This window comes from Heyndrickxia sp. FSL K6-6286 (assembly GCF_038630395.1).
GTDB lineage: Bacteria > Bacillota > Bacilli > Bacillales > Bacillaceae_C > Heyndrickxia > Heyndrickxia oleronia.
Map to the genome: position 1 here is coordinate 3,018,687 of NZ_CP152029.1, position 15,238 is coordinate 3,033,924.

A 15,238-nucleotide genomic window follows, 5' to 3' on the forward strand; every position below is an offset into this window, starting at 1 on the left:
ATATATCACCTCCTTCAAGCTATCAAACATATACTGTATGAAACTGTTATAGATACTTGAAGGAGGATCACCATTGAAATTCACATATCACGATGCACTTGCTTATTATGGGATTGGCGGAGCTCATCCTGGAGGACTTTCATTAACTAAAAATATTTTTAAAAATGAACGTATCCAACCATCTAACAAAATTCTAGATGCCGGGTGTGGTACAGGACAAACAGCTTCTTTTCTAGCAGAAACGTATAAATGTCATGTTACTGCACTAGATTCCCATCCGATTATGTTAAAAAAAGCAAAACTACGATTTAAACAAAAACAATTGCCAATTACTGTCATAAAAGGCAGTGTGGAAAACCTTCCCTTTCCGGCCCATTCATATGATATGGTCATCTCTGAATCCGTCACAGCATTCACAAATATTCCGAATACACTATCCGAATATTATCGCATTCTAACAATAGATGGTGTACTTATTACAATCGATATGACCGCAGAGATCCCTTTACAACAACGGGAACTAAACGTCATTTCTGATTTGTATGGTATATCAAATGTACTAACTGAGGAGCAATGGATACATTTAATAAAAACTGCAGGATTTAAGAATATAGAAATTCTTCAAACAGACTCGATCTCCTCACATATTAAGAAAAACATTGAACGTCCGGAATATCATTTATCAGAGTCCATCGATCCACATATTCATGAGTTAATTTTGAAACATCAACAAGTAACCTTGCAACTTTCAAATAAATTGGGCTACCGTATTTTTCGTTCCACTCGGAAATAACCAATTCATAACTGACGAAGGATGTGTATTTCAGTTTCGTCAGTTATATTTTTGAAAATAAAAATTAAAAATAATGTTATAATAAGTCTGAATATGTAAAATTAACATTATTTGGGGGATTACATGAATATCATAAAAAAAATTCTATCTCAACTAATATTACTAATTATTACTCTTCTTATTTTGTTCGCCATAATCCTTTTACCTAAAGAGGCTAGTATAGAAAGAACAAAGGATGGAGATTTCAATAAGGCGGAATATATCTATTCTTTTGATAAGCATGTTGAAGATATGAAAGGATTCATCAAATATATTGCTACTACACCCAATCTTGGTATGTATAGTTATGATGTAACAAATACCGAACTTATTATACAAAAAATAAAAAAAAGCCTATGTGTCATCATTCCCGCCCTTTTGATTGCATTTTTTGGCGGAATAGCAAAAGGCATATTTGATTATTGGACAAAGGATAAAAAAAGAAGATTAATTGGAAAGGGCTCCACATGGTTATTTCTTTCAGTTCCTGATTTATTTGTTATCATATCCATTCTACTAACTATTATGGCATTACATGAATGGGGTTTAACGCCACATATTTCAGTTTACGGTTATGACTCGATTGATATTTACATAATTTGTTCGATATTCCTATTAATATATCCACTTTTCTATGTAGCTAATGTCACCTATCTAAGTATTCAGGATTATGAAGGAAATGATTATATTCGAACGGCCAAGGCAAAAGGACTGCATTCCTTCAAGATTTTATATACACATGTTTTAAAAAACTCTATCCCTAATATTTTCAGTCATACGAATACTGTCACTCTCTATGTATTATCAAACTTACTCATCATTGAAAAGCTAACAGATTTTAGAGGAACTGCTTATTATTTTTATGAAAGTATTGGTAGAGAAAATTTTTATCTATCCGGGCAGGAAGCATTTACTTATCCTGTAAGTTCAGTAGGATTTGTTTTCTGTTTTACAATTATTATATTCATAGCGAACACAATTAGTAATATTTGTAAAACACTAGTGACTCCGGTAAGTAAGTATGAAATTTCTTTATGATGAAAAATTGGTCTTTAATTTTCGGTTCAATCTTTTTCTCCTAATTATTTTAGCTGGAATTTTAGCGCCCTATTTGCCATTTGTAGATAAAAACTTAGAAAAGAATCTTGTAACACGTGAAGAAAGTGGAAAACTAATCATTCCTGCATATGAACCTTCAGATAAATATCCGCTCGGTTCAGATCATAAAGGGATAGATATTTTGAGCACATTATTACTTGGCACGAAGGAAACATTAATGATCATTTTCTCTGTAACCATACTTCGTTATATCATTGCAATTCCATTAGCCATTAGTTCCTTTTACATACAATTCATTCGAACAATATTAGCTGGTTGGAATCAATTATTTTCATATTTCCCACCTATTTTATTTGTTGTCATGATTGTAGAAGTTCCTTTTATATTTTACTCGAAATTCCATGCGGTTTGGATGGTAGTGATTCTTGCACTCATTGAAGTTGGACGAGTATCCGACATTTTTCTAAAAAAAATGGAAAATACTTCACAAAAGCAATTTTTAGAGTCTGGTATTGTTGGAAGTTGTTCTCGTTTTATTTATTTAAAAATTATTTTTGGACAGATTTACAACCACATGTATTAACTAATTTCTTCAATGATTTAGCAAGAGTATTATTTTTGATTGCCCAGCTGGAAATTATCGGAATTTTCCTTTTTCATGACTTCTTTAGGCAATTAGGTGGTACTTATCAAGCAATGAATACTTCGATAAGCTGGCCAGCATTACTCGTAAAAATTCACCAAGATATTGGGTCATTTGAATGGATCCCTGTATCTGCTATTTTCATGATTACAATCACGTTATTCTCTATCCATTTAATATCTGATGGTTTAAAAAAACACTTCCAACGAAAATATAATAAATCCCAAGGGGTGGGAATATAGTCAGGAATATCGATTAACATAAAAGGGGAAATCACAATGAATATTGTAAAAAAAATTCTATCACAGGCCATATTATGGCTAATAACATTTTCATTACTTGTTGTCTTTATGCTTTTACCTCGAGATGTAGAATATGAGAGTGGGGAAGCTGGAAATTTCATTGACGCACATTATGTATACAAAATTGATTCACATATTAAACAAATAAAGGAATTCTATCACTATATCACGCACAATCCTGGATTAGGGAAATATAGAGATAATATAACAAACATAGAGCATATTACCGATAAAGTATTAAAAAGTATGTGGATTATCATCCCAGCTTTGTTCCTTTCTCTAATTGTAGGGATTGCAAAAGGCATTTTTGATTATTGGTCGAAGGATAAGAAAGCAAGTATTATCGGTAAAGGATCAACATGGTTATTTCTTTCCATTCCAGATTTATTCATCATAATTAGTTTGCAGCTAAGCATTATAGCTCTATACGAGATGGGATGGATTCCACACATAAAGATATACGGTTCAGATTCAATCGATAACTATCTCATTTGTATACTTTTTTTAAGTATTTACCCATTTTTTTATGTAGCAAATATCACTTATACAAGTTTTAAAGAGGAAGAAAGCAATGACTATATTCGTACAGCAAAATCGAAAGGAATACATACATTCAAAATTTTATATATACATATTCTTAAGAATTGCATGCCCACCATTTTAAGCCATACCAATACTGTCATTCTATATATTTTATCTAACTTATTTATTGTTGAAAGATTAACCGACTTTCGGGGAGCAGCATTTTACTTTTGGGAAAGTGTTCGGTATTCCCCTATGTTTGCAGTTGGACAACAATTTGCTTTTTTCCCTGTAGATACGATTGGTTTTATCTTTTACTTTACTATTATTATCTTTTTTGCAAACACAATTAGTAATATTGTTACTGGCTGGACAAGTCCTAATCGAAAGGCGGATCTTGAAAAATGAAAAATCGGTCTTTAATTATCGGCAGTACTCTTTTTGCCATTATCATTTTGTTGGGATTATCTGCTCCATACTTACCATTTGTTGATAAAAATTTAACAGAACATGGACTAATAAGAAATAGTGATGGCAAACTTTTAGTTCCTCCATTTCCTCCTTCAATGGAGTTTCCACTTGGATCCAACCATAAGGGAGTGGATATTTTAAGTATTATATTAATAGGAACGAAGGAAACATTCATTGTTGTTTTTGCAACTGCCATATTAAGATATTTACTTGCCATACCTTTGGGGATTGGTGCCTTTTATTTTCGATTTGTAAAGGCACTTTTAAAGGGATTGAATCAATTATTCTCCTATTTACCCCCTATCTTTTTTGTCGGGGTAATCATTGGTCTACCCTTTATCATATTCTCACATTATCATTCATTATGGATGATCTTTGTTATTGCCATTATTGAAGTTGGCCGTGTCTCAGATATATTCTTAAAAAATATGGAGGAAACAAATAAAAAACCGTTTGTTGAATCTGGAATAGTTACGGGCTGCACTCGTTTTACATTATTTAAAAAGTACTTTTGGCCCGAGCTTCAGCCACATGTATTTACTAATTTTTTTAATGATTTAGGAAGAATTTTATTTTTAATTGCTCAGCTAGGTATTGTCGCCATCTTTATTAGTCATGAATTTTTTAGTACTTTGAATGGTGCATATGTAATAGCTAATTCATCAAATGCTTGGCCAACATTATTCATTGACCTTCTAAATAATATATGGGGGAAAACATGGATACCTTACTCTGCCATCACAATCATTACAATCACACTTTTCTCGCTACACCTAATTTCGAACGGATTAGAAAATTATTTTCAAAGGAAGACAAATAAATCCCAAGGTGTTGGAGTATAACGAAGAAAAAGAAGGTGCTACGGTTGACCAAAGTAGTACCTTCTTCACTTTTAAAACTATATAAAATTAATTAAAATAGGCTGTTTTCGGATAGTTTGTTGCTTATGTAAAAGCCCAACTGCCGGCTTTTAACCCAATAAAGGATTCAGTAATTCTTATGGAGTTTGCAGCTCTTTTCTCAGAAAAATGAAAGGTGTATTGGTCTTCAACCGATAGTTATCAGTTATAACTTTACTTAAAAAGCAACAATGTTTGAGAAAAGAGCCTTAGATTCAAAAGGAGACAATTGTCTCCCTTTTTTCATTATTGTTACTGATTTCGTACACCTTTTTTCATAAATACAATATTCATTAATAAAGATGCAAGACAGATTAAGATTAATATACAGCCGATGACGATCATGCGCATTTTAAAAGCAACTACCATAAATATGATCAATGCAAGGGTGATGAGCCAGCCAAAAAATATCGTTGCATAAAAATAAGTCTTTTCCATGTCTCCTCCACAATAACTATATCATATACATCATTATAGCATAGTTCCCCCATAACAAATATTGAATGACATATGCCCTTCTTATTTCAAATTTTCCCCTTCATGAAGTGCTGTGTTCCTTTAGGTTTCAATAAAGATAACAGATTCCAAGTAATTGTCTGTATAATACTAACTGAAAGAACATAGTATATAATTCCTGGAACAATAAAATATGTTTGATTTCGATTAATGACGATCCACCATATACACCCTAAAATATGTATAGTAAAATTTATTAAGGTACCTTCAATTAACGGTTTCCTATATATTTCAAACTGCCTTAGTCGAAAGATACTCCAGCCTAATGTAAGAATACATGACAGCACAACAACACTAAAGTAAGTTATGAACATTATATTGCCCTCCCCCTACAATATATGTAGAGGAAGAGTGAACATTACAAGACTTTAAGAAAAGTAGAACTACAGTTATTTCGAATTTTTGTTCTACTATTAGTTGAAGAATTGGAATTCTGTTTTACTTCCATTTTGACTAGAGAATACTTCAAGACGGGCATCGATTCTTTCCTTTAATTCAGGGACATGTGAAATTAAACCAACCAATCTACCGCTATTTTGAATATCCATTAATGCCTCGATTGCTTGATCAAGGGACTCTGGGTCCAGTGTACCGAATCCTTCATCAATAAACATCGTTTCAAGCGAAACACCACCGGCATATTGTTGAACGACATCTGCGAGACCTAAGGCAAGTGCTAAGGACGCTTTAAAACTTTCCCCACCAGATAATGTTTTCACATGACGTTCCTGTCCGGTATATTGATCAAAAACCAATAACTCTAATCCACTTTGAACATTTCCTTTAGAGCGATCAGTTTTTCGCAATAAATGATATCTTCCACTTGTCATTCTTGTTAACCTAATATTAGCGACAGTAAGAATATCATCTAGAAAGGCAGCTAACACAAATCTTTCAAAGGTTATGCGATACGTATTTTGTCCTTTTGCGATATCTGAGAGATGTCCAATTAGTTTATATTTTTCCTCAGCGTCTTTAATAGATTCATTTATCGTTTCTACCTTGTCCAATATTTCTTTATTTAGCCTGATATTCATCATGACATTTGTTAGCTCTGTATTCAGTTCAAGTAATTCCTTCTCAAGCGTCGTAAACGTCTCATTTAATATATTTATTTGCGGCTTTTCTGTATTTTTTAAGCGTTCACTTAATTCAAGTAAGCGATCAGACACTGAGCGATATTCCTCTCGATAGTTTTGAACCTCTTGTTCTAGCTGTTTAATTTTCTCCATACTTTTTTTCGCTAATGTGAAATGCTTATAGCCATTAAAGCCTTCTTCCTGTAGCATATGAACAAATTTTCCACGTTCTTCTTTTAAAGTATTTTCAGATTTTATCACTAAATCCTTTAATTGTTCATTTTTAGCTCTCCATCCTGATATTGTTTCCTTTAATTCATTGACTTGCTGTTGTGCATTTTCATAGGCTTTCTCTAGCTCTTGTTTTTGGAGTTTTAATTGAACGACTTTCTGATCATATGCTTCTCTTGATCTTAATTCTTCAGGGATATTATTCAGTGATGCCTGGACCTGAGTTTTTTTCTCCGTGAATAATTGACTCGTCGACTTCTCTTCATTGAAATAGATATCAAGATCTTTTCTTGCATTGTGAAGTTTTTCGTTTAGAAGTTTAATTTCATCATTGATTAGTTGTAAGTTAGAAATTTTTCTTTTTTTATCATTATTTACTTGCTTCATTTCATGCAATAATTTTTCCTGTTCTAATAGTATCACTGTAGTATTTTCCAAAGAAAAATGAGGAAGATCAATTTTGAGCTCTCTTGCATACTCATCTATTGATTCTTTCAAATGTAATAGAACAGACTTAGTTTCTACTATATTTTTTTCATATTTATATTTTTCTTCTTCAAATTTTTCGATTTGAAGTTTCGCACTTTTTAAATCTTCTTCGGATGGAATTTCATCACTACCCAAAGCTATTTGAGGATGATGGGTTGACCCGCATACTGGACAAGGATTTCCAGTAATAAGGGTTTGTGCTAGTGCCTGTGCTTGTCCCTTTTGCCATCTATTCTCTATTACTTGCAGTGTTTTCTTGCTATCCTCTAGCCTACTTATTACATTTTTATAAAGTGGTTCCTTTTCACTTAGCAAAATCGCTTCATTCTTCCACTTTTGTTGAAGGGTTTCAAGTTTTTTAAGCTTTTGAACATTATAAGAAAGTTGATCGATCTCTTTTTCGCTCTCAAGCATTTCAATTTTATAGTGTTCAAGCTGCTTTAAATCATCTGTTCTTTTCTCCACTTTTGCTTCAATATCTGAAATTTCTTGCTTTGACTTTTGGATGTTCGAATCTACTTCCATTAATTTTTTTTGAAGCTTATGAAGTTCCTGTTGGCGATCTTCTAATGTGTATACTTCTTCCTGTAAATTAGTCATCGTAATTAGATGATCAGTTACTTGTTGACGTAAATTAGCCTTATTCTCTTCATGCTCAAGTTTTTTCTGCGCATATTCCAGGCTAGTTTGTAAATCCTCTAATTGCTGTTTAGAACTTACGTAATTTTTTTGATAAGAGTCCATCTCCTTTTTTAAACGATGGCACAGCTCATCTTGTTGTTCTATCCTTGATGCTTTATACGCTTCATCTATTTCCTTTTTCTTCAATTCATAATAATCTCTTTTTGATAATAATTCTTCTTGCTGGGCTTTCAATTTATTTAAATGATCAAATTGTGCTAATAATGCTTCTGCTTCATCGACCTTTTTCTTAGCTGCATCTCGCTCTTCTTTTTGTTTTTCCAATTTACCATTAAGCTCTATTGTAATTTGCTGCATGTGTATTAATTCTTCCTTTAGCAGCTTCATCACATGTACATCATTTATGAGATCTTCTTCAATCGCCAATTTTAATTCACTATTATCGGAAGTAGAAATGGATTTTAAAGCATGGGAACGTTCTTCCATTTTCCCTTCAACAAATCTTTTTAATACAGTTGCTTCTTCTTTTAAATGTTCTTCAATTTTTTTAAATAATTCAGTGTGAAACAATCTTTGTAGAATCGCTTCCTTTTCTTTACTATCTGAGGTTAGTAGTTTACGAAACTCTCCTTGAGGAATCATCAATATTTGACGAAATTGATTAGAGTCTAATTGGATAATTTCTTTAATCTTTTCATCAGCCTCTCGGACATTTGAAGCAATTAATTTTTTGTTGCCTTCCTCATCATAAATATACAGCTCCGCTTTTGCACTAACCGTTGTAAAACCATCACCACGAGCTTTCTTTTTATCCTGCTGTGGAGAACGCCAAATATAATAAGTTTTATTCCTTAACGAGAATTGTAAAGAAACCTCTGTCAACAAATCATCCGCAGCAAATTGGCTTCTTAGATCACTCCCGTTACGATCTTCTCCGCTCGCCTTTCCATATATCGCAAAACTAATCCCGTCAAATATCGTTGTTTTTCCTGCACCCGTTTTCCCTGAAATAACAAACATCTTTCTGTTTCCAAGCTTGGTGAAATCAATGATTTCTTTTTCTGCATAGGGGCCAAATGCTTGCATCATTAATTTTAATGGCTTCATATCTTAAGAAACCTCCCCTTTCACTTGGTCAATTATACTAGCGACTAGCGATCGCTTTTCTTGACTGAACTCCGATGTTGTCATTTCGTGATAAAACTCTTCAAATAGTGTAAGTTCTGTTTTTGATTCTCTTTTCACAAGATTTATATTTTGCTTTTCCTTCAAGTCTACTCGATCTATTCTTCTTTCTAAATGAAGAATATTTGGGTAAACCTGCCTTAACTTGTTTATTGGATCTATTATTGCTCCCTCATCATAGAGAATGACTTTCAAATAATCATCTAATTTTTGATTACTATAGAAAGCAGGATCTAATAATTCATCAAGACATCCTTTTATTTCTCGCATATCTTTATCAGGCTTTAAAAATTTCTCTTCAATCGATAACTTACCATTTGATTCGATTTGTACGATTGAAACAGCCTTTCGTTGACTCACCTCAGAAAATGAGTATTTTAATAATGAGCCTGAATATTTGATTTTGTCATGTTTTATCGCATCAGGACTATGTAAATGACCTAATGCTGTGTACGTAAAGGGACTAAAGATCTCTTGTGATACACAACCTGATCCACCTACTGAAAGTACACGTTCAGAATCAGTAGTCGCTCCGCCAATAACAAATGCATGGCCAATGAAAACATTCGGTTCATTTGGATTCAAATGCTTCTCTATTCGACCAACTATAGCATTCATTGCATCTTCATGGGAATGAACTGACTGATCATCAAACAATTCACGCACTGTCCCAGGCTCAGCATAAGGTACAAGATAAAAATTCACTCCGTTTAGTCGAATTGGAGTCAAATCCTTTGTAAGTTTACCCTGCATATAAAATTGACTATTTCGATACCATGAGGAACCAAAAGATAAACGCTCCGCACTATCATGATTGCCAGATATCGCTAAAATTGGGGTTTGTAATTCGACATTAATCTGATACAAAATTTCATCTAGTAGATTCACTGCGTCTGTTGGTGGAACTGATCTATCATATAAATCACCAGCAATAATCACTGCATCTGGCTTTTCATCAGCAACAAGTTCAACAAATTGGTTTAATACAACTCTTTGTTCTTCCGTCATGTATATTCCATGAACAAGCTTCCCTAAATGCCAGTCTGCTGTATGGATAAATTTCAATAAAATCACCTCAAGATTCTTTCAAATTATTTATATTATATCAAAAAGGAATGAATTCTCTGAGTGGTAGGTTTAGGAGATGATTAACAGAATTTTGGAATTTCAATATTATTTTATTAAAATACTAGAATCAAAGTATATATTTACTTTACAATGCATTGTAGGGGTGATTCAATGTATTCTTTTGGTTATCGTGTAGTTCGAACTATACTTACTATTTTAGGAGGAAAATTAAAAATAGAAAATAAGAATAAAATTCCTTCTTCCTCATACATCGTCGTTTGCACACATACGACTTGGTTCGATATCATCTACTTAGCATTCAGTCTATGGCCTACGCCTATTCATTATATGGCCAAACAAGAGCTATTTTCTTTTAAACCAATAAAATATCTATTAGCAAAACTAAATGCTTTTCCTGTTAATAGGGATAATCCAGGACCTAGCTCCTTAAAAATACCCTTAAAACTTTTAAAAAACAACAAGGTTGTAGGAATTTTCCCTACAGGAACAAGAACCACCGAACAAGCATCATTAAAAAGAGGTGCAGTAACCATTGCGATGAAATCCGGTGTTCCCATTTTACCAGCCATTTATAAAGGACCATTAACATTTAAGGAACTACTTCAAAGAAAAGAGATTGTTGTCCGATTTGGTGAACCAATTACTTTCGAACAAGGGATAAGTACAAATAAAGAAACGATAGATCAAAAAACACAAGAAATGAAACAAATATTCGATGAATTAGAAGCTAACTATTAATTCATCAAGTTTATACATAAAAATGGTTGCCTAATTCGGCAACCATTTTATTATTCTAAATTCTTTGACTTCAAAGAAATCTTTTCAAGTATATTAATGTAATCATTGAATATTTTACTATTGCATGGTTCATTCTGCATAATCCCTAAAATGATTTGAGTTTCTGCTTGGAGCATTTCAAGACTTTTGCAGTTATCAATTCTTTTTTCGAAATCCAAAAGATGCATTCAGTCACACTCCAATCCCCAAAGTATTTGATTTTATAATCAGAATATGAAAATTCCTCATAAAACGAATAAGTCAAAAGACCTATTCCAAGCATGAATTGCATATTTCCTTTTATAAAATAATTCTTTGAGAAAAGAGTCGAAAACTCTATAAGAAGTGCTGAATCCTTTATTGCGTGTAAAAGCTTGCAGTAGTGCTTTTACACCAGCAACAAACGATACGAAAACAGTTCAATTGAAATAACGAGATAATATACTTGTCACTATAATTTCAAATTGTCTATAATGAATAAAGATATGCTATTTATACCGAGGTGAAACTAAATGCTTAGCGGCTGGTTTTTATATTTTATTTTGTTCTGGGTTGTTATCTTAATTAGTTTATTCGCCATTGGTGGTTTCTTCATGTTTAGAAAATTCTTAAAGAGACTCCCTAAAGAAGATGGTAAATCGATTTTAGATTGGGAAGAACATTATGTGAAGAGGACAATTGATTTATGGACTCCTGAACAAAAAGAACTTTTAGAAGAATTAGTAAGCCCCGTACCTGAATTATTTAGAGATGTTGCTAGGCAAAAAATTGCTGGAAAAATTGGTGAAATTGCCTTAGAAGATCATGCGAAGGAAATTAATCGTGAACATGTGATTCGAGGTTACATATTAGCAACACCAAAGCGAGATCATAAATTTTTGCGAAAGAAACTTCGTCAAATGAATATTGATGATTCTCTGTACGAACATTTATTTCAGCAATGAAATTCCTTCTTAAAAACCGCTAGTAAGCGGTTTTTTTCTTTTACCTTTTTTAACTAGTAATTTCGAAATATATCCCATACACTTCTAAATTATTAAACAATTCAAAACATAATATATATTTATTCGATATAATATGGTAAAATTTTCAATAGATATATATATATTTCAACTAGATTAGTTTTACGAGCCTAATACCTAAGGGGTATTATAGCGTAAAACAGATAAAGGGGGAATTCTCATGCGATTTGAGAATAGAAAGTTTACCATTCTTGTTTCTATCGGAATTATTTGCATTTTGGGGTCATTCTTATTTCCTTTGTTTCTCGGAGCACTTATTCGTGAGATGATATTTTTTCAAAAGGGAGCATTTGCTTTTAGTTCTGACACTAGTTCTTATTTCATTTTTAGTATAGCATTTATTATCATTGGGATTACTCTAATTCTATTAGCAGTTGATCGAATTAGTGCAAAAATACGTTCAGTGATTTCTATCATTTTATTTCTTGTAGCAGCAACTTCGATAGTTTTAAGTATTGATAATGTTTATTACGGAACTCAAAAAGGATTCTATTATAATGACATAAAATCATTAGGGACAACAGAAATTCCATGGGAAAGTATAACAGAGATGGAGGAAATATACATAAAAGAAGAATACGATAGGAGAGCACACCAACTTATATTTAAGCTCAATAATGGGAAAAAGTATTTCATTGATTATAATTCATACCTTTCAAGTCATCATAAAAAAATTGAAGAATTTGTAAAATTCCATGGTGGTAAAACAATTATTACTGAAATTAAAGAAAAGGATATAAAATAATAACCAAGGAGGGCTGATCTAACGTAAGTCAGCCCTCCTTGGTTATTTTATATCCCTTTTGTCTGTATTTCTAAATCGTTAAGTAGCTTACGATATTGTACATACATTGCTACGCGCCACGGAACAATCATTCCGAATGCCAGTAAGAAGAACATACCACTTAATTGTCCAAGATCGATTTCAGAACTTAAAATGATTTTAGCGACAACTCTGATAAGTAGTAAACCGATTAAAATAAATCCAAATGCCTTTGAGCGTTTCAAATAAATATCATTATCACGGATTTCAAACCTCGATGTTTTAATCAATACTATAGAGAACAACATCCCCACTAAGACTGCTTCAAGAAGTTCAGAAAATGTTACTCTAAAAACTGGAACAATGAACATTAACATCCCAGTACTCATAAATATCGGAGGTAAAATAATTTTTTTCGCAGAAGCAGGTTTATTCGATGCTTTTGTCCGAATAAAAATAACAAACAAACCCATTGCTAGTGCAACAACAGTGGAAATTATTATTTCAAGCATAGAAATCATCCTCTTTTTTACTTTTGATGTCAAAATTCTCGATAATAACAATCTATATTATAACGGATATCTAAAAAAAGCGAAATTATTATGTAAAGAATTAAAAAAGTGGATGTTCAAATAAGTAATTATTTGTGAATAATTTGACTAACGAGCGTAATCTAGCTGACATTATCATGAGGGAACACTTTTTAAGTTGACTGACTAAGATATATTTTATAAGCAACAAAAAAACCACTCTATACGAATGGTTCTATCCTAATACTTTGTCAATAGCTTCATTTACACGATTTTCATTAAATGGTTTTACGATATAGTCTTTTGCACCAGCTTCGATCGCATCCATTACCATCTTTTGCTGCCCCATAGAAGAGCACATGACAATTTTGGCATCAGGAAATTCCTTTTTTATTTCCTTTACAGCATCCAGTCCAGTCATTTCTGGCATTGTAATATCCATTGTGACTATTTCCGGCTTTAATTTACGATAAAGCTCGACTGCCTCCCGTCCGTTTTCAGCCTCACCAATCACAATATGATTTGCCTTTTTTAACATATTTGTTAAAGTAACTCTCATAAATTTTGCATCATCTACCACTAAAATTTTGGCCAAAGATGTTTCCCCCTCATATCCTACCTTAAACCATTTCTCTCTGAGTGGTTGTTAATAACATATATTAAATATATCAAAAATTTTCATAACTTTCCATTCAATTTCAAACAATTTCAATTCTATCAAAAAGCAGGATATCTTAATATTTATCAACAAATCTTATATAAGTAATCTTTATAGGTATTCTACGAAAAATGATAACTAAAAACCTTGAAAGCCTCCGAATAGTGCAGACATATAGCTAGTAAGAATGGTCATCCAATTAAAGAAAAGAAAAATACCCATTACAATCATTAAGTAACCGCCAACCTTGACAATCTTATTACTATATTTACGAATCCAAGAAAGCTTTCCAATAAAGAAAGACAAAATAAAAAATGGTATAGCAAACCCTAATACATAAGCAACCATATATGGGATAGCAGAACCTGGATTTTTTGCCCCTAGTGCCATAACCGCTCCAAGAATCGGGCCTGTACACGGTGTCCATCCTGCAGCAAATGCCAAACCTATCAGTACTGAACCTAAATATCCAGATGGTCGATTTTTAAATTGAAAGCGGTGTTCTTTCATTAGAAATTCTGGTTTCAAAAATCCTACAATTATAAATCCAAAAAGAATAATTAGAATGGCTCCAATTTGCCTAATAAGATCTTGATAGTTTTTGAATATATTTCCAATCAAGGATGTTCCAAATCCTAGACCAATAAACACAATTGAAAATCCTAAAATAAAAAATAACGTATGTAAGAGACTTCTTTTTTGAAGCATCGCGTTCTCCGCTTTTAATTCATTTACAGACATACCCGTTATATATGAAACAAATGCTGGATATAGCGGTAAGCAACATGGAGAAATAAAACTTAAAAAACCTGCTCCAAGTGCCAAAAATATACTAATGTCAGTCATAAAAAACATCTCCTGATCCATTTTTATTCATTTTACCAGAGTTTACCCTAGGTTATTACCGAATATTGTGTGAAAAATTTTCTTTAAGTTTCAAAAGACAATATATGGGTAAACAGAAACTACCATTACTTTTTCAACAAACCACAAGAGAAAAGTTTTGAAAAAGTGTAAAAGATTGGTTATACTTTAAATAAATAGGCTCTTTATACTAAATCTAGTGGTTATCAGCCTAATAGACACAACATTCATTAATAACAATCATTAAAATTATGGACGAAAGGAAATCATCCGTGAACAATAATCAACTTTCAAAACTAATTGAAAAAAAACGGGCTGATTTAATAGAAATCGTTAAAAACGAAGGTCTTAATTCCACTTTGGCCATAAAATATAGTCAAGAATTGGACGGATTACTAATAAAGTACATCCAATTAGATATGAAAAAGAAAACGGCCATTGGTTAATAGAAAATCCTCCCTATATACTACTAAATATATGCACAAAAATGCAAAAAACGAGTATTAAGATACCCGTTTTTTATTTTTACCCTTTTAGTTTGCAGCACTTTTATCAAAGGAATGAAGGACTTGTCTATATTCAACCTTTTTTTAGTTAAAACATTACCTAAATAGAAACAATGGTTGAGAAAATATTTAGTAAGAAGTGTTAAGAAGTGTTCATTG

The 15,238-nt window shown here is 32.2% G+C and carries 18 protein-coding genes; 10 read left to right on the forward strand and 8 right to left on the reverse strand.

What is annotated here, in order from left to right:
• Positions 1-73: 73 nt before the first annotated feature.
• The 6 genes from MHI39_RS15250 to MHI39_RS15275 all read left to right on the forward strand — a co-directional run bounded on the left by MHI39_RS15250 (position 74) and on the right by MHI39_RS15275 (position 4,671).
• The gene (locus MHI39_RS15250; RefSeq protein WP_071975655.1) at positions 74-793 is read left to right on the forward strand and encodes a class I SAM-dependent methyltransferase; all 720 of its coding nucleotides are present in this window, start codon (positions 74-76) and stop codon (positions 791-793) included.
• Positions 794-916: 123 nt separating this feature from the next.
• Positions 917-1,870, forward strand: coding sequence for an ABC transporter permease subunit (locus MHI39_RS15255; RefSeq protein WP_342539629.1), 954 nt, complete (start codon positions 917-919; stop codon positions 1,868-1,870).
• On the forward strand, positions 1,854-2,474 hold the full coding sequence (locus MHI39_RS15260) for a hypothetical protein (RefSeq protein ID WP_259545695.1): 621 nt from the start codon (positions 1,854-1,856) through the stop codon (positions 2,472-2,474). The genes MHI39_RS15255 and MHI39_RS15260 overlap by 17 nt, the downstream gene beginning before the upstream one ends.
• A 35-nt stretch (positions 2,475-2,509) precedes the next feature.
• Entirely contained in the window at positions 2,510-2,776 is a 267-nt protein-coding gene (locus MHI39_RS15265) for a hypothetical protein (protein WP_259545696.1), read from the forward strand.
• A 36-nt stretch (positions 2,777-2,812) separates the two neighbouring features.
• Positions 2,813-3,766 carry an ABC transporter permease subunit gene (locus MHI39_RS15270; RefSeq protein ID WP_259545697.1) on the forward strand — a complete coding sequence of 318 codons (954 nt, stop codon included), beginning with the start codon at positions 2,813-2,815 and terminating at the stop codon, positions 3,764-3,766.
• Positions 3,763-4,671: an ABC transporter permease subunit gene (locus MHI39_RS15275; RefSeq protein ID WP_259545698.1), complete on the forward strand. Its 909-nt coding sequence runs from the start codon at positions 3,763-3,765 to the stop codon at positions 4,669-4,671. Before MHI39_RS15270 ends, MHI39_RS15275 begins: the two co-directional genes overlap by 4 nt.
• A 309-nt stretch (positions 4,672-4,980) precedes the next feature.
• On the opposite strand, the gene MHI39_RS15280 is transcribed toward MHI39_RS15275, so the two are convergent.
• The 4 genes from MHI39_RS15280 to MHI39_RS15295 form a co-directional block, all read right to left on the reverse strand.
• Entirely contained in the window at positions 4,981-5,166 is a 186-nt protein-coding gene (locus MHI39_RS15280) for a hypothetical protein (protein ID WP_212941668.1), read from the reverse strand.
• A gap of 86 nt (positions 5,167-5,252) precedes the next feature.
• Positions 5,253-5,558 carry a hypothetical protein gene (locus tag MHI39_RS15285; RefSeq protein WP_259545699.1) on the reverse strand — a complete coding sequence of 102 codons (306 nt, stop codon included), beginning with the start codon at positions 5,556-5,558 and terminating at the stop codon, positions 5,253-5,255.
• A 99-nt stretch (positions 5,559-5,657) separates the two neighbouring features.
• Positions 5,658-8,792, reverse strand: coding sequence for an AAA family ATPase (locus MHI39_RS15290; RefSeq protein WP_342539630.1), 3,135 nt, complete (start codon positions 8,790-8,792; stop codon positions 5,658-5,660).
• Between the two features lie 3 nt (positions 8,793-8,795).
• Entirely contained in the window at positions 8,796-9,935 is a 1,140-nt protein-coding gene (locus MHI39_RS15295) for an exonuclease SbcCD subunit D (RefSeq protein WP_342539631.1), read from the reverse strand.
• Between the two features lie 174 nt (positions 9,936-10,109).
• Here MHI39_RS15295 and MHI39_RS15300 point away from each other — a divergent pair, with 174 nt between their 5' ends.
• The gene (locus tag MHI39_RS15300) at positions 10,110-10,697 is read left to right on the forward strand and encodes a 1-acyl-sn-glycerol-3-phosphate acyltransferase (protein WP_259545703.1); all 588 of its coding nucleotides are present in this window, start codon (positions 10,110-10,112) and stop codon (positions 10,695-10,697) included.
• A gap of 50 nt (positions 10,698-10,747) precedes the next feature.
• Here the strand turns inward: MHI39_RS15300 and MHI39_RS15305 are convergent, their stop codons facing one another.
• Positions 10,748-10,924 (reverse strand): hypothetical protein, encoded by a 177-nt coding sequence (locus MHI39_RS15305; protein ID WP_158022192.1) that lies wholly within the window; start codon positions 10,922-10,924, stop codon positions 10,748-10,750.
• A gap of 324 nt (positions 10,925-11,248) precedes the next feature.
• Between MHI39_RS15305 and MHI39_RS15310 the strand changes: the two genes are divergently transcribed.
• Together MHI39_RS15310 and MHI39_RS15315 are read left to right on the forward strand one after the other, a co-directional pair.
• Positions 11,249-11,680, forward strand: coding sequence for a DUF2621 domain-containing protein (locus MHI39_RS15310; protein WP_259545704.1), 432 nt, complete (start codon positions 11,249-11,251; stop codon positions 11,678-11,680).
• A 238-nt stretch (positions 11,681-11,918) separates the two neighbouring features.
• Positions 11,919-12,503, forward strand: a complete 585-nt coding sequence (locus MHI39_RS15315) for a hypothetical protein (RefSeq protein WP_259545705.1) — start codon at positions 11,919-11,921, stop codon at positions 12,501-12,503.
• Positions 12,504-12,550: 47 nt separating this feature from the next.
• Here MHI39_RS15315 and MHI39_RS15320 read toward each other — a convergent pair whose 3' ends face one another.
• From MHI39_RS15320 to MHI39_RS15330, 3 genes are all read right to left on the reverse strand, one after another.
• Positions 12,551-13,033 carry a cytochrome c biogenesis protein CcdC gene (locus MHI39_RS15320; RefSeq protein ID WP_058003833.1) on the reverse strand — a complete coding sequence of 161 codons (483 nt, stop codon included), beginning with the start codon at positions 13,031-13,033 and terminating at the stop codon, positions 12,551-12,553.
• Between the two features lie 253 nt (positions 13,034-13,286).
• Complete coding sequence (locus MHI39_RS15325) at positions 13,287-13,646, reverse strand: response regulator (RefSeq protein ID WP_180212964.1); 360 nt, start codon at positions 13,644-13,646, stop codon at positions 13,287-13,289.
• A 201-nt stretch (positions 13,647-13,847) separates the two neighbouring features.
• Positions 13,848-14,555, reverse strand: coding sequence for a cytochrome c biogenesis protein CcdA (locus MHI39_RS15330; RefSeq protein WP_259545706.1), 708 nt, complete (start codon positions 14,553-14,555; stop codon positions 13,848-13,850).
• A 290-nt stretch (positions 14,556-14,845) separates the two neighbouring features.
• Between MHI39_RS15330 and MHI39_RS15335 the strand changes: the two genes are divergently transcribed.
• Entirely contained in the window at positions 14,846-15,019 is a 174-nt protein-coding gene (locus MHI39_RS15335; protein ID WP_071975646.1) for an aspartyl-phosphate phosphatase Spo0E family protein, read from the forward strand.
• Positions 15,020-15,238: the final 219 nt, after the last annotated feature.